The sequence below is a fragment of the Mycobacteriales bacterium genome, assembly GCA_035690485.1.
In the GTDB taxonomy this organism is placed as follows: Bacteria; Actinomycetota; Actinomycetes; order JAFAQI01; family DASSKL01; genus DASSKL01.
Window position 1 is genome coordinate 40,307 of record DASSKL010000070.1, and the last position, 17,342, is coordinate 57,648.

The window sequence follows — 17,342 nt, forward strand, 5'->3', positions numbered from 1 at the left end:
GGGCCTACTCCTTGGGGATCTGGCCGCCCATGTTCGCGTTCTTGGCGGCCTTGGCGACGAGGTCCGGCACGACCGAGCCGAGCTCGCTCGGGTCCCACCGGGCGCCCTTGTCGGCCCCCGGTCCGGCGTGCCAGCCCTCGGCGACGCTGATCTCGCCGCCGCGGACGTTGAACACCCGGCCGGTCACGCCCGTGCAGTCGCCGCTGCCGAGCCAGACGACCAGTGGGGCGATGTTCGAGGGGTCGCGCGGGTCCCAGCCCTCGTCGAGCGGCTTCGCCCCACCGGGCATGAGGTTCTCGGTCATGCGGGTGAGCGCGCCGGGTGCGATCGCGTTGACGAGTACGCCGTAGCGCTCGAGCTCCTTGGCGGCGATGACCGTGAAGGCGGCGATGCCGGCCTTGGCCGCCCCGTAGTTGGTCTGGCCGACGTTGCCGTAGATGCCGGAGGCCGAGCTGGTGTTGACGATGCGCGCGTCGACCGGCTCGCCCGCCTTGGCCTTGTCGCGCCAGTGACCGACGGCGACGCGGGTCGGGGCGAAGGTGCCGCGCAGGTGCACCTTGATGACGGCGTCCCACTCGTCGGGCGTCATGTTGAACAGCATCCGGTCACGCAGGATGCCGGCGTTGTTGACCAGCGTGTGCAGCTCGCCGAACGTGTCGATCGCGGTGCGCACGAGCCGCTCGGCGCCCTCCCAATCGGACACGTCGTCGTAGTTGGCGACCGCCTCGCCGCCCATCGCCTTGATCTCGTCGACGACCTGCTGGGCCGGCGCGTCGTCGGAGCCGACACCGTCGGCCGAGCCGCCGACGTCGTTGACGACGACCATGGCGCCCTGGCGAGCGAACTCCAGCGCCTCCTCCCGGCCGATGCCGCGGCCGGCGCCGGTGACGATGACGACGCGGCCGTCGCACAGTGCAGACATGACTTTCGGTCTCCGTTTCTTCGTGGCGATCAGGAAGCGGGGTGCGGGATCGATCCCAGCTCGTCGAGCAAGGTCTGCGAGTAGGTGACCCGACCGGTCAGCGTCCGCGGGTCGCCGCTGCACAGCGCGAGCGCGGCTCGGGCCATGACCTCGGGCGGCTCGACCCGGTCGGGGTCGGTGTCGTCGGTGACGAGGTGGTGGAACAGCGTCCCCGGCGTCGGCACCACCCGGTTGGGCGACAGCGCGTTGACCGCGATGCCCGCGTCGTAGACCTCGGACGCGAGCCCGGTGGTGAAGCGTTCGAGCGCGGCCTTGCACATGCCGTAGACGGTGCCTCCGATCCGGCCCGCATCGGGCTTCGGGTGCACCGCGGCGATCGACGAGATGTTGAGGATCCAGCCGGAGCCGCGCTCGCGCATGCCGGGCAGCACCAGCTGCGCCAGGTGGAACGGCGCGTTGACCTGCACCTCGAACATCAGGTCCATGCGCTTGGCCGGGAAGTCGGCGACCGGCAGGAAGTAGGTCACCGCCGCGTTGTTGACGAGGACGTCGACGGGCCCGAGCGCGTGCTCGCTCTCGGCCACCAGCCGCTCGCGGTCCTCGCGCCGCGACAGGTCGGCCGGGATCGCGACGGCGGTGCCGCCGGCCGCGCGGATCCGCTCGACGGTCTCGTTGATCGTGCCCTCGAGCGCGCTCTGCCCGGGATCGACGGTGCGGGCGGCGACCGCCACCCGCGCGCCCTCCGCGGCGAACAGCTCGGCGATCGCGGCCCCGATGCCGCGACTTGCCCCGGTCACGATCGCGGTCTTGCCGTCGAGTGCGCTCACGAGTCCCGCATCCTGTCGAGGTAAGGCGACGTTGTCGAGCGTCGTTCGGTTTTCACCGTCAGACGCCGAGGGAACGGCCGACGATCTCCTTCATGATCTCTGTGGTGCCGCCGTAGATCGTCTGGATGCGGCAGTCGAGGTAGGCCTTGGCGATGGGGTACTCGAGCATGTAGCCGTAGCCGCCGTGCAGCTGCACGCAGCGGTCGATGACCTTCTTCTGCAGCTCGGTCGTCCACCACTTCGCCATCGCCGCGTCGCTCGGCGACAGGTTGCCGGCGTTGTGCTCGGTGATGCACCGGTCGACGAAGACCCGGGCGATCTCCACCTCCGTAGCCATCTCGGCCAGGGCGAAGCGGCTGTTCTGGAAGGTGCCGATCGGCCTGCCGAACGCCTCCCGCTCCTTGCAGTAGGCGACCGTCACCTCGAGCGCCCACTCAGCCGAGGCCACCGCGCTCACCGCGATCGACAGCCGCTCCTGCGGGAGGTTCTGCATCAGGTAGATGAAGCCCTGGCCCTCCTCGCCGAGCAGGTTGGCCTTCGGCACGCGGACGTCGGAGAAGAACAGCTCCGCGGTGTCCTGCGCCTTCAGCCCCATCTTGTCGAGGTTGCGGCCGCGCTCGAACCCGGGCATCCCGCGCTCGACCATCAGCAGGCTGATGCCCTTGTGCCCGGCCTCCGGGTCGGTGCGGGCGACGACGATGACGATGTCGGAGTGGATGCCGTTGGTGATGAACGTCTTCTGCCCGTTGACGACGTAGTCGCCACCGTCCTTGAGCGCGGTCGTCTTGATGCCCTGCAGGTCGCTGCCGGCTGCGGGCTCGGTCATCGCGATCGCCGTGATGATCTCGCCGGAGCAGACGCCCGGCAGCCAGCGCTGCTTCTGCTCGTCGTTGAGCAGCCGCACGAGGTACGGCGCGACGACGTCGTTCTGCAGGCTGTAGCCGACTCCGGTCGCGCCGGCGCGCGCCATCTCCTCGTCGAGGATCGCGTTGTAGCGGAAGTCGGCCTGGCCGCCACCGCCGTAGGCCTCGTCGATCTCGAAGCCGAGGAGCCCCTGCGCGCCGGCCTTTGTCCAGACCTCGCGGTCGACGATGCCGGCGGACTCCCAGGCGGCGTGGTGCGGGGCGATCTCCTTGTCGATGAACGCCCGGACCATCTCGCGGAAGCCGGCGTGCTCGGAGTCGAAGATCTGCCGCTGCATGGGGTCCCCTCTGATCTGACGTCGACCTCAGATTCTAGTGCTACGGTCCGGCCATGAAGGTCGACGGTGGACTCGGGATCAGCAGGGGCTCGGGCGAGATGTCGTCCGAGGCGATCGCGGCGTCGGTCCGCGAGCAGGAGCAGCTCGGCTACGACGGCGTGTGGTCGGCCGAGACCGCGCACGACGCGTTCCTGCCGCTGGTCGTCGCTGCCGAGCACAGCGAGCACATCGAGCTGGGCACCGCGATCGCGGTCGCCTTCGCCCGCAACCCGATGAACCTCGCCTACCTGGCCAACGACCTGCAGCTGATGTCGAAGGGCCGGTTCATGCTCGGCCTCGGCAGCCAGATCAAGCCGCACATCGAGAAGCGGTTCGCGATGCCCTGGAGCCACCCGGCGCCGCGGATGCGCGAGCTGATCCTCGCGATCCGGGCCATCTGGGACGCGTGGGAGACCGGCGGCAAGCTCGACTTCCGGGGCGACTTCTACACCCACACGCTGATGACGCCGTTCTTCGACCCGGGGCCCAACCCCTACGGCCGGCCGAAGATCCTGCTCGCCGCTGTCGGCGAGGTCATGACCAGCGTGGCGGCCGAGGTGGCCGACGGCATGCTCGTGCACGGCTTCACCACCCACCGCTACCTGCGAGAGGTCACGGTGCCGACGATCGAGGCCGGGCTCGAGCGGGCGGGCAAGAAGCGGGGCGACTTCCAGATCAGCTACCCGGCGTTCGTGGTGACCGGCCGCGACGACGAGCAGATGACCAAGGCCGCCGCCGGCGTACGCCAGCAGATCGCGTTCTACGGCAGCACCCCGGCCTACCGCGGCGTGCTCGACCTGCACGGCTGGGGTGAGGTCGGGGCCGAGCTCAACCGGCTCTCCAAGAGCGACGACGCCGGCCGCTGGCAGGCCATGGGCACGCTGATCGACGACGAGATGCTCGACGCGTTCGCCGTCGTGGCCCCGCCCGACCAGGTCGCCGCCGCGATCAAGGACCGCTTCGGCGACCTGGTCGACCGGTTCAGCTTCTACGCGCCCTACGCCGCCGAGCCCGGCACCTGGGACGCCGTGATCGCCGAGCTCAAGGGCTGAGGGTTACTCGCCCTTCCAGACCGGTTCGCGCTTCTCGACGAACGCCATCGCGCCTTCCATGGCGTCCTTGCTGGTGTTGACCGTGCCCGAGAAGTGGTTGTTGCGCTTCCACAGCTCCTCCTCGGTCAGATCCTGGGAGAGCCGGGCGAGCTCGAGGCTGGCCTTGATCGACAGCGGTGCGTTCTTGGCGATCTTCTCGGCGATCTCGAGCGCCTTGGCGAGCAGGTCGCCGTCGGCGACGACGTGGTTGACCAGGCCGACCCGGTGCGCCTCGGCGGCGTCGATGCGCTCGGCGGTGAGGATCATCTCCAGCGCCTTGCGGGGGAACATCGCCCGCGGCAGCCGGAAGACGCCGCCGGCCGCGGCGAACAGGCCGCGCATCGGCTCGGGCAGACCGAACGTCGCCGACTCGGCCGCGACGAGGAAGTCGCAGGACAGCGCGATCTCGCAGCCGCCGGCGAGGGCGAACCCGTTGATCGCGCCGATCACCGGCTTGGTGCGCGGGTAGGTCACGAAACCCGCGAAGCCGCCCTTGGGCTGCACGACGCCGCCGGCCTCGCCGGAGGAGAACGCCTTGAGGTCCATGCCCGCGCAGAACGCCTGGCCGGTGCCGGTGAGGATCGCGACCCGCGCCTCGTCGTCGGCCTCGAACTTCTCGATCGACTCATGCAGCCCGGTAGCGAGCGCGCCGTTGACGGCGTTGCGCGCGTCGGGACGGTTCAGCGTGATGACCGCGGTGCGGCCTTCCATCCGGTAGAGGACCTCGTCGGCCATGACCTGTCTCTCCTGCAGTTGAGGGCTACGTCAGGTTCTTCCTACCGTGCGCCCGCCGGGTAGCGTGATCGGGGTGACCGATCAGGCGGCCGTCCATCCCGCACTGGACCCCCACGTCAACGGCCGGCTGGCCGCCTGGCGCTACGCGCTGCGCACCACGAACCCGCCCGCGGGCGAGATCGACGCCGTGACCCGCTGGCTGGTCGTCACCCGGGCCGCCGTGCTGCCGATGACGCTGTTCGCCGGTCTGGTCGCCGCACTGCTGGCGGTCGGCGCACCGCACGTCAGCGTCGTCAACCTGCTGGTCGCGATCCTCGGCATCCTGCTGGCCCACGTCGCCAACAACCTCATGAACGACCTCGCCGACACCCAGGTCGGCACCGACACCCTCGACTACCCGCGCGCGCTCTACGCCCCGCACCCGATCCTGTCCGGGCTCGTGACCAAGGCCCAGCTCTACCGGGCCATCGCGCTGGTCAACCTCGCGGACCTGGCGATCCTGCTGTTCCTCGCCGGCCGTCGCGGCTGGCCGATCGTCGGCTTCGCGCTCGGCGGCTTCCTGCTCAGCGTCGCCTACACGTCTCCACCGCTGCGGCTGAAGAAGATCGGCCTCGGCGAGCCCGACGTGCTCGTGGTCTGGGGGCCGCTGATGGTGGTCGGCACCTACTTCGCCGCGACCGGCACCGCGCCCTGGCAGGTGTGGCTCGCCTCGCTGCCCTACGGGCTGCTCTGCACGACGGTGCTCATGGGCAAGCACGTCGACAAGATCCCGTACGACGCACCCGCCGGCACCCGCACGCTGCCGGTCCTCCTCGGGGAGCGGCGGGCGCGGGGCCTGACCCGCGGGCTGCTCGCGACGTTCTACGTGCTGGTCGCCGTCGACGTCGCCGTCGGCGCGCTGCCCTGGCCATCGCTCACGGTGGTCGCGGGGCTTCCGGTGGCCGCCAAGGCCTGGCGCTACCTGTCCCGACCGCGGCCCGACGCGCCCCCCGAGGGTTTCCCGATCTGGCCGTTGTGGTTCGCGGCGATCGCTTTCCTGCACACCCGGCGGGCCGGCGCGCTGCTGGTCGCCGGCCTCGCGATCGCAGCCGGCTTCGGGATGACCGGCTACTGAGCCGCTACAGGTAGCGCTTGCGCGGGTAGAGCGCGTGCGCGCCGGCCACCCGGTCGAGGAACAGCATCCCGTCGAGGTGGTCGAGCTCGTGCTGCAGGCCGACCGCCTCGTAGGCATCCGCCTCGACCACCCGCTCCTCCCCCGTGCCCGGCACCACCCCGGCCACGGTGACCCGGAGGAACCGCGGCACGTCGCCGGTGAGGTCGGGCACCGACAGGCAGCCCTCGCGGCCGGACTTCGGCTCCTCGCCGTGCACGAGCCGGGGGTTGGCGAGCACGACGAGTCCGGCGTACGACCTGGTCTTGCGGTGACCACCGACGTCGAGGCAGAAGACCCGCCAGCCGACCCCGATCTGCGGCGCGGCAAGCCCCACGCAACCGGTGAACTCGCGCATCGTCGCGACAAGGTCGTCGGCGAGGGCCGCGACGGCCGGGTCGCGCGGGTCGACGTCGACAGACGGCGTGCTGAGGACCTCAGCCGGGGCGTGGACGACCGGCCGCACCTGCGGATCGCTCACTACAGGAGTTCCGCCTCAGCCGCGCGCAGGGACGCGTGCACACCGAGACCCGCGGCGAGCTCGGCGAGGTCGCGGTCGAGCTGCTCGGCGTCGACGTCGCCGGGGAGGTCGACCTCGCACACGAGCACGTAGAGGTCACCGGCGAGCCGGGTCGTCATGTCGGTGATGTTGCCGTGGCAGTCGGCGACGAGCCCGGTGATCGCCGCAACGATGCCGGGGCGGTCGGCGCCGTGCAACGAGAGCAGGTAGTGGCTGCCGGCCGGCACGGCCTCCGCCGTCTCCGGACCGACCTCGGCGACCGTGGTGTGCACGCCCAGCCGCCGCTCCGCCGGGACCAGCGCGGCGCGGATGGCGGCCTCGGTCACCGCCGCCTGCGCGATCAGGGTCATCGCGAACCGCCCGCGCAGGATCGTCATCGACGAGTCCTCGAGGTTGGCCCCGAGGTCGGCGAGAGCCGAGGTGACGGCCGCGACGATGCCCGGGCGATCGTCACCGATGACGGTGACGGCGAAGGCGGTCATGCCCCCGGAGGGTAGTGGCGGTCTAGAGCCGCACGGGTGGCCGGGGGCGGTCCCGGACGAACCGGCCGACCCCGCCGGCCCGCGTCGCCTGCAGCCCCTGCAGCAGCGGGTGGCCAGTGCGTGTGAGCACCGGCGCCGCGGCCTCGGCCTGGCCCTCGTCGGCCGCCGCGGCCGCGCCACCACCCATCGCCGCGAGCACCGGATGGTGGAAACGGCGGGCGGACGAAGCGGCACCGGGGTTCGCCATCACGACCAGCAGGACGAGCGCCAGGCCGACGATGAGGCCGATGCCCAACGTGCGGCCGTCGTGGTTGCCGCCGGAGGCGGCCAGCCGACGGGTGGGGTCGGCGACGACCGGAGCGCCGCCCTGCCCCGACGGCGCCGTGCCGGCCTCGGGACCCGCGACCGACGGAGCGACCCCCGCGTTCGTCGGCGGGGCGGCGAACGAGTTGTCACCGGAAAGCGCCGGCATGGGGGCGCCGGCCGACGACGCACCGGCTGCGCCCGTGCCGGTCGAGGTCGACCCGTCGGTCACCGGGTTGGCGGGCAGGCCGCTGCCGTCGCTGCCGGCGCCGGTCGCCGTGAACGACGCGTCCGACGGCTTGGCGATCGTCACCTCGAACGGCGTCTGGTAGCCCGGGTCAGGCACCACCACGAAGTCGAAGGTGCCGGGCATCGCCTGGAGGCTGTCGTTGAGCGTCCACGTGACCTTGGACCCGTTGGCCTGGCCGGTGATCTTCTTGCTGCAGTCATAGGTCGGCGCGTGGTCCCACTGCTGGTTGCCGCCGCCCGACCAGGCGCTGGTCGTCGGGCAGAGCACCAGGGCGGGTGCCTCGACCGACTTGTTGTCGGCGATGTCCAGCGTGAGGGTGCCGCCGCTCGACCCGCTGGCGACGTAGCGCAGCGCGGCGAACGCCGCGACACCCGCCGGGGTGTTGCGGACGACGAGGGTGCCGTCGTCGGTGTAGGTCGGGTCCTGCGGCAGCGTGCCGACGGTGGCGTTGCCGGGCCGCGCCTCGCTCCACCAGCCGGTGACGACGGGCGAGTCGGCGCTGGCCGACCCGGCGGTGACCAGCAGGCCACCGGCGGAGGCAACTGTGAGCAGCACCGCTGGGAGCATCCGGCGAAGCAGGGTCGACATCGTCAGCTCCTAGTCCCGGTGGAAGAGGCCCGCCGCCGCGGCCGGGGCGTCGACGCGGTGTCCGGTTCGCCCCGACCCGAGCGGTTGATCACAGCAGTGTCGCTGCCGAGGTAGGACGACACGACGACGGGGTCCTCGAGCACCGCCTGCGGCGGCCCTTCCGCGATGACGCGGCCGAGGTCCATCGCGACCAGCCGGTCGGAGATCGCGGTGATCAGCGGCATGTCGTGCTCGATCACGAGCATGGCGCACCCGGTCTCGGCCTGGATCCGGCGCAGCAGCGGCCCGAGCGCCTCGGTCTCGCGCTGCGCGATGCCCGATGACGGCTCGTCGAGGATGAGTACGACGGGGTCGTGGGCGATCGCCATGGCCAGGTCGACGATGCGGCGGGAACCGGTCGACAGCTCGGACACGAACTTGTCGCGGAAGGCACCGAGGTTCATCAGCTCGACGAGGTCCTCGACGGTGTAGGCGACGTCGTCCTCCGAGGCGAGCACGGCCGGCAGGCCGAGCAGCGCGGCGAAGTGGTCTCGGGTGTCGATGTGCCGCTCGACACCCATCGCGAGGTTCTCCGCGACGGTGAGCGTCGGGAAGATGCGCGCGTCCTGGAACGACCGGCCGAGGCCGATCGTCGCCCGGCGGTCGGCGGGCCAGCCGGTCACGTCGACACCGCGCAGCATCACCCGGCCGGCGTCGGGCTTGAGGAAGCCCGACAGGACGTCGAAGATCGTCGTCTTGCCGGCGCCGTTGGGCCCGATGACGCCGAGGATCTCCCCGGCCCGTACCTCGATGTCGACGTCGGACAGGGCATTGATGCCGCCGAAGCTCTTGGAGACCGACTGCGACGCGAGGACCACCGGCGCGTCCGGACCGGGGGCCGGCCGCTGCGGCTCGGCGACCGCCGCACGCCTGCCCTTCGCCGCGCGCGGTGGGGCAGGTCGAGTCTGTGCCGCCCCCTGCAGGAAGACCGAGCGCAGGATGTCGTCCCGCTCCAGCAGCTCGGCCGTCGGCCCGGAGAACCGCACCTCGCCCTTCTCCATGAAGAAGGCGCGGCTGGCGATCGTGAGCGCGACGTTGACCGACTGCTCGACCACGATGATCGTGCAGCCGGTGGCATGGATCGCGCGCACCATCTCGAGCAGCTGCTCGACGATCGTCGGCGCGAGCCCGAGCGACAGCTCGTCGATGACCAGCAGCTTCGGCTTGGCGACGAAGGCCATGCCGAGCGCGAGCTGCTGCTGCTCCCCGCCGGACAGGTTGCCGGCGAGCTGACCCCACCGCTCGCGCAGCCGTGGGAACTGGTCGAGCACCTGCTGGGTGCGGGCCTCGACCTGCTTGGGGTCCTCGTCGGCGTAGAGCCAGGTGCCGGCCTTGAAGTGCTCGGCGACGGTCAGCGTCGGGAAGACGGCCTTGCCGCCGGGCACCTGGATGATGCCGAGCTTCGACGTCTTCACCGCGTCGGCGTGGGTGATGTCGAGGCCGTCGAAGAGGATGCGCCCCGCCGCCGGGTCGACGAGACCGGAGATCGCCTTGAGCAGCGTCGACTTCCCGGCGCCGTTGGTCCCGAGCAGGGCGACGATCTCGCCGCGCTCCACCTCCATGTCGACGCCGAAGAGGATCTGCACCTTGTCGTAGGCGACGTCGACTCCGCTGCACTGCAGCAGCGGCCCCTCCCCTGCTGCCGGCCGGGGCACCTCGAGCACGGCGGTCTGCGCCGCCTGCCGCCGCGCCAATCGGCGCAGCGCAGCGGTCGGATCCACCCGCCCGGCGCGCCTCACGACCGCGCTCCGACGGTCGGCTCGGCGGGTCCGGGTTGCGCGGACAGCCCGCGGAAGCGCTCCTCGGCGCTCTCGAGCACCTCGGTCTCGTCGTCGGGCTCCGCGTCGACCCGGCGGTCGGCGACCAGGGAAGGCACGTGCAGGCCGCGCCGGGCCGCCACCCAGCGCAGGAACCGGTCGCGCTGCTTGAAGCCCTCCTCCGCGGACCCTCCGGGGTAGAGCATGAGGTTGGCCACGAGCAGCGGGCCGGTGAGCAGCAACGGCAGGATCGTGGCCACGCTCTGCCCGATGTAGGGGTCGAGCTGGTGGCCGAACAGCGCGGACGCCTCGAACAGCATCGCGCCGACCACCGCGAACGGCAGCGACGTGAGCCCGCCGATGACCACCGCAAGGAAGATCGAGATGCTGTTGAAGACCGAGTAGCTGCCGGGGATCACGTTGTGCTGGCCGTAGGCGAACAGCACGCCGGCGACACCGGCGATGCCCCCGGAGATGGCGAACGCCGCGAGCTTGGTGCGGATCGGGTTGACCGTGTAGGCGGCACCGGCGCGCACGTTGTCGCGCACCGCCATCAGCACGCGCATGCCGCGGTTTCGCCGGAAAGACAGGGCGGCGACGTAGACCACCGCGAGGAACGCCAGGCAGACGAAGTAGAAGTTCAGATCGTCCTCGAGGTTGATGCGTCCCCACAGCAGCGGCCGCTCGACGGAGGCAGCGAAGCCGGACGGCAGCAGCAACCGGCCGATCGGGTAGTTCTTGTTGAGGATGTAGCCCTGCACCGCGTAGCCGAACGCCAGCGTGGTGACGGCGAGGTAGAGGCCGCTGATCCGTAGCGCCGGGATGCCGATCACCATCGCGGTCACCGCGCCGGCCAGGATGCCGATGCCCATGGCGAGGAAGAAGTCGATGTTGTGCTCGGCGACGAGGCCACCGGAGACGGCGGCGGCCATGCCGACCAGGCCGAACTGACCGAGGCTGATCTGCCCCGCCCAGCCGGACAGGATGACCAGCGACACCGCGACGATGCCGTAGAGCGGCAGCACCGCGAGCGAGGGCAGGTAGGGGCTGCTGACGACGAACGGCAGCACGACCATGAAGCCGACCATCGTCACGGTGATCGCGTAACCGGCGCGGCGTACCTCGGGCAGGTTGCGCAGCTCGACCGGTACCGGCCGGAAGCGCTTGACGTTCTGCCAGGTGGCGACGCCCATGTCGTAGGCGCGGGACGCGACACCGCGCTGCACGAGCAGCGCGACGATGATCACCACGAGCATCAGCGCCGAGGCGACGTTGTTGGTGCCGGTGCTGGCGATCGAGGCGAAGATGAGTACGCCGATGCCGAGACCGGCCATCAGCGTGACCCCGATGCGCTCCAGCCGCCCAACGACGGCCGCGGCCATGCCGTAGAGCAGGGTGTCGAAGCCGAGCGTGGCGTCCTGCGGCACCCCGATGAGCGGGGACTGCACGTAGATCGCCGCCCCGGCGAGCAGGCCGGCGATCGCCCAGGCGACGGTGCCGACGAGCTTGACCGGGATGCCGAGCAGCGAGGCGCGGTCGGCGTTCTCCGCCGACGCGCGCAGGGCGATGCCCATGCGCGTCCAGCGCAGGAACGACGCGAGGCCGGCGGTGAGCCCAACGACGACGGCGAAGGCGAAGATCTGGTCACCCGAGAGCACGGGCTGGCCCTGGCCGTTGTGGAACGCGAAGTCCCGCCAGGGCGTCGGGACGGTCGCGATCTGGCCGGCCTTGGCACCGAGCCAGATCGGGATGAAGAACGCCAGCGCGCCGAGCGACTGGGCGATGCCGACCGTGACCACCGTGAGGATCAGCCGCGGCGCCTTGGCGAACCGTCGCATCACGAGCACGTCGGCCAGCACGCCGAACAGCGGCCCGCCGAGGAACGCGATCGGCAGCGCCTCCAGGTAGCCCAAGTAACCCTGGATGTTGAGCAATAGCGCCGTCACCGCGGGCACCGCACCGATGGCCGCGGCGGCGAAGTTGATGATGCGCACGCTGCGGTAGATCAGCACCAGCGCGACGCCGATGAGGCCGTAGAGCGACCCGAGGGCGAGCCCGTCGATGTAGTTCTTCGTCGACAGGTCGAACGCGACCCAGGTGAACGCCCAGAAGCCGACGATCAGCAGCGCCCAGCGGACGGCCTTGGCGGCCGGCCCGTCGTCGTCGCGCAGCCACTTCCAGACCTGGCCGGCTGCCGGCAGCGCCGGCCACCGCCGGACAGAGTCCAGACTCGACATCAGTGCCGCCCGTCCATCGGCATCGGCGGGCCGTCGATCGCGTCGAAGCTGCCGTTCTTGCGCGCGCCCTCGATCTGCACGTAGTGACCCGGTTTGCCGTTGACGTTGGACTTCTGGTGCTTGTCCCAGTAGACGATGCGGACGTCGGCGTTCCAGCCGTGGTTGTCGGGCGCGAGCACCCGAAGGATGCGGCCGGTGTCGCCGCCGCCGCGCGGCGGGATCCGGAACGCCGCGGCGGCCATGTTCTGCGGGGTGAGATCCGGGCCGGTGGCCTGGATCATCGTCATCAGCATGTTGATGTAGCCCCAGTTGGTGGTCGCCGTGTCCGACTCGAACGGCGTGTTGCCCTGGCCGCCGCCGAGGTGCCAGATGCGGGTCGCCGTGTCGTTGTCGAGCGGCTCACCGGCGTCGAGCTGTGACAGCCCAAAGGCGAGGTCGTAGGGGCAGTGGCCCGACTGGGGGCAGGCCAGCCCGCCGTCGCTCGTGTAGGTCTGGCCGACGGTGTCCGCGTCCATGCCCTGGTTGGTGGCGAGGACGTTCTCCGGCCAGTAGTTGTTCTGCGCCTCGCCGGAGTAGAGGAACTGCGGGGCGACGGGGTCGCACAGGCACAGCACGGTCGTCGCCGGGTGGCCGGGCTTGTTCATCGCGGCGATGCCCGCCTGGGTCTGCTGCGCAGCCGTGTTGATGTTCTGGTCGTAGTAGTACTGGTTCTGGCTGAAGTCCTCGCCGCATTTCTGCTTCAGCAGCGGCGCGAGGATCTTCTGCGCGGTGTACTGGTTGTCCGGGTCGTTGGTGCTGATGACCCCGAGCACCCGCTTCTTGCCGTTGAAGTTCTGCGCCGGGTTGAAGTTGGGCGCGTACTTGACCACGCGGCTGCTGTTGTTGCTCGTCATCTGGCTGCACCACCAGTTGGCGAACATGCTCATCATCCGGGTGCCCGTCATGTTGACGTCCCAGTGATAGGGGTTCATCGCCTGGTTGAAAGCCTCGGAGAACCCCGCCCCACCGAGGTTGACCGTGCCCTTGCGGGCCAGCTCTGCGAAGCAGTCCGAGCACAGTGTGGTGTTCCAGATGACCGCGTAGGGGTGGTACTTCGCGACGATCGTGTCCATCTCGGGAATCAGGCACTGCTTGTCGGGTGGCACCGACTGGCACTGGCCGGCGTAGGTGTCGATGTGCAGCTTGCGCCCGTAGAGCTCGTAGTGGCTGTTGACGAACTTCTCGACCGCGTTGTTGAACGCCTGGGCCTGGCTGAAGCTCACATAGAGACCCTGCGCCTGCAGGATCGCGTTGACCTCGGGCCCGTAGTCGCTGACGTACCAGACGACCTCGATCTGGTCCTTGGTCACGCCGCGGTAGGTGTTGCCACCGTTGGCGCCGGTGAACTTGGGCGTGCACGGCGGGGCGTAGTAGTCGATCTTGGGGTCGTACTGCCGGCCGTCGACACAGTGGCTCGTGTCGCCCGCCGCCGTCCCCGTCGGCGTGGCGCCGCCTGCTCCGCCGCCGCCGGTGCCGGCGGTGCCGCCGGCTCCGCTCGCGCTGCTGCCCGTGGCCGCGCCGGCTCCGGTCGCCGTGCCGCCGGCTCCGGCCAGCGAGCCGCTGCTGCCGGTGGCCCCACTGCTGCCCGGCACCCCGCCGGTGCCGTTCTGCGTGTAGAGGCTGCCGCTGGCGGTGTTGCTGCTGCCCGGCGCGGTCGACGGCACGATCGTGATGATCAGGGCCTGGAGGGCCAGGACCACCGCCAGCGGCAGGTAGCGCCGAGCGAGCTTGGTTCCATCCATGTGGGCCTCTTGGAGTGCGCGGGGGTGCTGCGCCGCTAATTCGCTGTGAGGCCCGTCACGTCCTGCCGTCAGGTGGTGACTATTCGGATGCGACGGCGCAAGGCCGCGTCAAGAGGTGCGGCGCGTGACAAATCGCCGAGCAGGCCGACCTAGACTGCCGGAAGGTCGGTCTCGCCCGTATCCCCCCCGCGGGCGAGGCCGGCCGCCTCGTGCCAGTCGGTCAGCGGCGCGACTGGCGCCCGTAGCCGACGTAGAGCGCGACCGCGGCCACCGCGGCGACGACACCGACCGCGATCAGCACCCGGTCGGTGCGCAGCTGCCGCTCGATCGTGTAGGTGTGGGACCCGGTGAACGCCGACCCCGACCCTTCCTCGGCCACGTGGCGCAGCTCGTCGAGCGCTGCGCCGCTGCGCGACGGGGGCAGCGCGCGACGGCTCATCGGCTGGCCGACGGGCAGGCCGTCGGGGCCGTGGAGAACGTCGTGCACGGCGGTGCGCAGGCGAGCGGCGCTGCGGCTCGCGACCCGCTTGGGGCTGACACGATCGGCGATGGCGTCGATGGTCTCGGCGAGCTCGGCCCGGGTGTGCTCGATCTCTCGCTGGATGGCGTGCGGGTCCTGGCCGGCCACGTCTTCCTCCTCGCGGGTCACTGCCATCACTGTCGCAGGTCGACGACGACCTTCACGTCGTCGGGTCGCTTGTCGAGGGCGTCCGGCCAGGCGTCCATCGGCACCCGTCGGGTGATCAGCCGGGCGAGCCAGTCGTTGTCGGCTGCGCTGAGGTAGCCGGCGGCCAGCTCGTAGTGCCGCCGGTTGGCGTTGACCGAGCCGAAGACCACGTCGTTGCCGAGCACGAGCTCCTTGTTGAGCGCGTCGGCCTCGGTGCTGATCGCCCTGGTGCCGGAGGAGATCCCGGTCAGGCAGGTGATCGCGTTGTGCGCCGTGCGCTGCAGCAGGTCGAAGACCAGCTGGCCGACGCCGGTGCACTCGATGACGACGTCGGGCTCGCCGGCATCGGCCGCGTCGCTGTGGTAGGTCGCGCCGAGGTCGCGGACGAGCTGCGGCTTGGGGCCGTCGGTGACCCGGTCGAGCACGTGCACCTCGTAGCCCTTCTGAACCCCGATCATCGCGGCCAGCAGGCCGATCGGCCCGGCGCCGGTGACGAGGACGCGGTGCGCGTCCAACGTCGCCCGTGCGCTGATCTTCTCGACCTGGTCCCAGGCCTTGGCGACCACGGAGGTCGGCTCGGTCAGCACCGCGAGGTCGCCGAGGTCCGCGTCGAGGCGGACGGCGAACTTGGCCGGCACCCGCCACTGCTGCGAGCCGTAGCCGTCCATCTCCTTGATGCCGCGCTCGGTGTACTTGCCGTTGCGGCAGAAGTCCCACTCGTCCTTCGAGCAGGGCATGCAGGGCACCGGGTCGGGTCGGCGGACGATGCCGACGACCAGGTCGCCCGTGGCGAACCCGCTGCCCTTCGGGGCATCGATGACGCGGCCGAGCGACTCGTGGAAGAGCGTCATCCGGTCGCTTCCCGGCGGCGGCCAGCCGTAGCCGTACTGCGTGATCTCGACGTCGGTGCCGCAGACGCCCACGAGCTGGCCCTCGACGTGGATCTCGCCGAGGTCGGGCGGCGGCTCGGGGACCTCCTCGACCTTCGCCGACTCAGGTTTACCCGGCGTAACGGTGCATGCCTTCACGTCCGCTCCCTCCCCGCTCCCCACCGCTCCGAACATCGTCGTCACGCACTAGCGTGCTCGCACGCCCACGCAGGACGGTCCCGAGGAGGCATCATGCCGCGTCTGTCGATCGGCGACCCCGCCCCGGAGTTCTCACTGCCCGACGCCGACGGCAACCTCGTCCGGCTCTCGGAGCTCCGCGCCGGCCACCCGGGGCGCGTCGTCGTCTACTTCTACCCGGCGGCGCTGACCCCCGGCTGTACGACGCAGGCCTGCGACTTCCGCGACGATCTGGGCGACTTCGAGGCCGCCGGCCTGTCGGTCGTCGGCATCTCGCCGGACCCGCCGTCGAAGCTGGTGAAGTTCCGCGAGGCGCACGCGCTGACGTTCCCGTTGCTGTCCGACCCCGACCACAAGGTGCTCGAGGCCTACGGCGCCTGGGGCGAGAAGACCATGTACGGCAAGAAGGTCGTCGGCGTCATCCGCTCGACCGTCGTGGTCGGTGACGACGGCCGCGTCGAGCAGGCGCTCTACAACGTGCGGGCCAAGGGCCACGTCGCCAAGCTGCGCCGCGACCTCGGTCTCGCGAGCTAGGGACTAACCTGCGGCGTACGTCAGGTTGGTCGGAAAGGAGCCGTCACCGTGCGCGTCGTCGTCGACTACGACCGCTGTGAGAGCAACGCGGTCTGCATGAGCCAAGCCCCCGAGGTGTTCGAAGTCCGGGACGACGATCTCATGTACGTCCTTCAGGAGGAGCCCGACGAGAGCCTGCGGCCCAAGGTCGAGGCGGCCGTGCGGGGCTGCCCCAAGCAGGCCATCAGCATCCAGGGCTGACTTCCGTACCGACCCTCGCAACCGACAGGACTGGTCATGACCTCCACCGCGCCCGAGTCCTCCCGCGTCGACTTCTCGGACCTCGAGTTCTGGGGCCGGCCCATCGAGGAGCGGGAGACCGCGTTCGCGCACTTCCGCGCCGACGAACCGGTACCGTTCTTCGAGGAGCCGGAGCCCGACGTCGACTTCATCCAGAAGGGCCCCGGCTACTACGTGCTGACCAAGCACAAGCACGTCCTCGAGGCGAGCCGGCAGCCGGAGATCTTCATCTCGGGGCGCAGCGCGACCGGCATCTTCGACATGCCGCCGGAGTTCGCGGAGTTCTTCGGCTCCATGATCAACATGGACGACCCGAAGCACGCGCGGCTGCGCCGCATCGTCTCCCGGGGCTTCACCCCGCGGATGCTGGCGAAGGTCGAGGACCAGGTGCAGCAGGCGGCCGAGCGCATCGTCGACGACGTCCTCGCGGCGGGCTCGTGCGACTTCGTGCCCGAGATCGCGGCCAAGCTGCCGCTCAAGATCATCTGCGACATGATGGGCATCCCGGAGAAGGACTACCAGTTCATCTTCGAGCGCTCCAACGTCATCCTCGGCGCGAGCGACCCGGAGTTCGTCCCCGACGGCGGTGACATCGCCGGCGCACTGCTGACCGCCGGGTCCGAGCTGTCGACGATGGTGCAGGAGCTCGGCCGCTACCGCCGCGACAACCCGGTCGACGACGTCACCAGCAAGCTCGTCACCGCCAGCGTCGACGGCGAGACGCTGACCGACCAGGAGCTCGGGTCGTTCTTCATCCTGCTGGTGGTCGCGGGCAACGAGACGACCCGCAACGCGATCGCGCACGGGCTGCACTTCCTGACCCAGAACCCCGACCAGAAGCAGCTGTGGCTGTCCGACTTCGAGCGCTACGCG

General features: G+C 70.6%; 17 protein-coding genes. 5 read left to right on the forward strand and 12 right to left on the reverse strand.

What is annotated here, in order from left to right:
* Positions 1–4: 4 nt before the first annotated feature.
* The 3 genes from VFJ21_09815 to VFJ21_09825 are packed head-to-tail and all read right to left on the reverse strand — an operon-like array spanning position 5 to position 2,950.
* The gene (locus tag VFJ21_09815) at positions 5–922 is read right to left on the reverse strand and encodes an SDR family oxidoreductase (GenBank protein ID HET7407413.1); all 918 of its coding nucleotides are present in this window, start codon (positions 920–922) and stop codon (positions 5–7) included.
* A gap of 29 nt (positions 923–951) precedes the next feature.
* Positions 952–1,749 (reverse strand): SDR family NAD(P)-dependent oxidoreductase, encoded by a 798-nt coding sequence (locus tag VFJ21_09820; GenBank protein HET7407414.1) that lies wholly within the window; start codon positions 1,747–1,749, stop codon positions 952–954.
* A gap of 58 nt (positions 1,750–1,807) precedes the next feature.
* Complete coding sequence (locus VFJ21_09825) at positions 1,808–2,950, reverse strand: acyl-CoA dehydrogenase family protein (protein HET7407415.1); 1,143 nt, start codon at positions 2,948–2,950, stop codon at positions 1,808–1,810.
* A gap of 53 nt (positions 2,951–3,003) precedes the next feature.
* On the opposite strand from VFJ21_09825, the gene VFJ21_09830 reads away from it, so the two are divergent.
* On the forward strand, positions 3,004–4,041 hold the full coding sequence (locus VFJ21_09830) for an LLM class F420-dependent oxidoreductase (GenBank protein HET7407416.1): 1,038 nt from the start codon (positions 3,004–3,006) through the stop codon (positions 4,039–4,041).
* 3 nt (positions 4,042–4,044) lie between these two features.
* Here VFJ21_09830 and VFJ21_09835 read toward each other — a convergent pair whose 3' ends face one another.
* On the reverse strand, positions 4,045–4,815 hold the full coding sequence (locus VFJ21_09835) for a crotonase/enoyl-CoA hydratase family protein (GenBank protein ID HET7407417.1): 771 nt from the start codon (positions 4,813–4,815) through the stop codon (positions 4,045–4,047).
* Between the two features lie 73 nt (positions 4,816–4,888).
* Between VFJ21_09835 and VFJ21_09840 the strand changes: the two genes are divergently transcribed.
* Positions 4,889–5,929 (forward strand): prenyltransferase, encoded by a 1,041-nt coding sequence (locus tag VFJ21_09840; protein ID HET7407418.1) that lies wholly within the window; start codon positions 4,889–4,891, stop codon positions 5,927–5,929.
* 4 nt (positions 5,930–5,933) lie between these two features.
* Here the strand turns inward: VFJ21_09840 and def are convergent, their stop codons facing one another.
* The 8 genes from def to VFJ21_09880 form a co-directional block, all read right to left on the reverse strand.
* Complete coding sequence (def, locus tag VFJ21_09845; protein HET7407419.1) at positions 5,934–6,446, reverse strand: peptide deformylase; 513 nt, start codon at positions 6,444–6,446, stop codon at positions 5,934–5,936.
* Entirely contained in the window at positions 6,446–6,967 is a 522-nt protein-coding gene (locus tag VFJ21_09850; protein HET7407420.1) for an ACT domain-containing protein, read from the reverse strand. Before VFJ21_09850 ends, def begins: the two co-directional genes overlap by 1 nt.
* A 22-nt stretch (positions 6,968–6,989) precedes the next feature.
* The gene (locus tag VFJ21_09855; GenBank protein ID HET7407421.1) at positions 6,990–8,108 is read right to left on the reverse strand and encodes a hypothetical protein; all 1,119 of its coding nucleotides are present in this window, start codon (positions 8,106–8,108) and stop codon (positions 6,990–6,992) included.
* Between the two features lie 2 nt (positions 8,109–8,110).
* Positions 8,111–9,886: an ATP-binding cassette domain-containing protein gene (locus VFJ21_09860; protein HET7407422.1), complete on the reverse strand. Its 1,776-nt coding sequence runs from the start codon at positions 9,884–9,886 to the stop codon at positions 8,111–8,113.
* Positions 9,883–12,141 (reverse strand): ABC transporter permease, encoded by a 2,259-nt coding sequence (locus tag VFJ21_09865; protein HET7407423.1) that lies wholly within the window; start codon positions 12,139–12,141, stop codon positions 9,883–9,885. Before VFJ21_09865 ends, VFJ21_09860 begins: the two co-directional genes overlap by 4 nt.
* Positions 12,141–13,922: a hypothetical protein gene (locus tag VFJ21_09870; GenBank protein ID HET7407424.1), complete on the reverse strand. Its 1,782-nt coding sequence runs from the start codon at positions 13,920–13,922 to the stop codon at positions 12,141–12,143. The genes VFJ21_09865 and VFJ21_09870 overlap by 1 nt, the downstream gene beginning before the upstream one ends.
* Positions 13,923–14,142: 220 nt before the next feature.
* Positions 14,143–14,571, reverse strand: a complete 429-nt coding sequence (locus VFJ21_09875; GenBank protein HET7407425.1) for a DUF3618 domain-containing protein — start codon at positions 14,569–14,571, stop codon at positions 14,143–14,145.
* A gap of 5 nt (positions 14,572–14,576) precedes the next feature.
* Positions 14,577–15,617 (reverse strand): glucose 1-dehydrogenase, encoded by a 1,041-nt coding sequence (locus VFJ21_09880; GenBank protein ID HET7407426.1) that lies wholly within the window; start codon positions 15,615–15,617, stop codon positions 14,577–14,579.
* A gap of 93 nt (positions 15,618–15,710) precedes the next feature.
* Here VFJ21_09880 and bcp point away from each other — a divergent pair, with 93 nt between their 5' ends.
* From bcp to VFJ21_09895, 3 genes are all read left to right on the forward strand, one after another.
* Positions 15,711–16,190, forward strand: a complete 480-nt coding sequence (gene bcp / locus VFJ21_09885) for a thioredoxin-dependent thiol peroxidase (protein HET7407427.1) — start codon at positions 15,711–15,713, stop codon at positions 16,188–16,190.
* 48 nt (positions 16,191–16,238) lie between these two features.
* On the forward strand, positions 16,239–16,430 hold the full coding sequence (locus VFJ21_09890; GenBank protein ID HET7407428.1) for a ferredoxin: 192 nt from the start codon (positions 16,239–16,241) through the stop codon (positions 16,428–16,430).
* A 36-nt stretch (positions 16,431–16,466) separates the two neighbouring features.
* Positions 16,467–17,342, forward strand: an 876-nt coding sequence (locus VFJ21_09895) for a cytochrome P450 (GenBank protein HET7407429.1), incomplete at its 3' end; no start/stop codon positions are given.

Bases quoted from the DNA above. Each gene is read 5' to 3' on its own strand.
- VFJ21_09815 (HET7407413.1), bottom strand. From the start codon at position 922: ATGTCTGCACTGTGCGACGGCCGCGTCGTCATCGTCACCGGCGCCGGC.
- VFJ21_09870 (HET7407424.1), bottom strand. From the start codon at position 13,922: ATGGATGGAACCAAGCTCGCTCGGCGCTACCTGCCGCTGGCGGTGGTC.
- VFJ21_09865 (HET7407423.1), bottom strand. From the start codon at position 12,141: ATGTCGAGTCTGGACTCTGTCCGGCGGTGGCCGGCGCTGCCGGCAGCC.
- VFJ21_09830 (HET7407416.1), top strand. From the start codon at position 3,004: ATGAAGGTCGACGGTGGACTCGGGATCAGCAGGGGCTCGGGCGAGATG.
- VFJ21_09855 (HET7407421.1), bottom strand. From the start codon at position 8,108: ATGTCGACCCTGCTTCGCCGGATGCTCCCAGCGGTGCTGCTCACAGTT.
- VFJ21_09825 (HET7407415.1), bottom strand. From the start codon at position 2,950: ATGCAGCGGCAGATCTTCGACTCCGAGCACGCCGGCTTCCGCGAGATG.
- VFJ21_09850 (HET7407420.1), bottom strand. From the start codon at position 6,967: ATGACCGCCTTCGCCGTCACCGTCATCGGTGACGATCGCCCGGGCATC.
- bcp (HET7407427.1), top strand. From the start codon at position 15,711: ATGCCGCGTCTGTCGATCGGCGACCCCGCCCCGGAGTTCTCACTGCCC.
- VFJ21_09835 (HET7407417.1), bottom strand. From the start codon at position 4,815: ATGGCCGACGAGGTCCTCTACCGGATGGAAGGCCGCACCGCGGTCATC.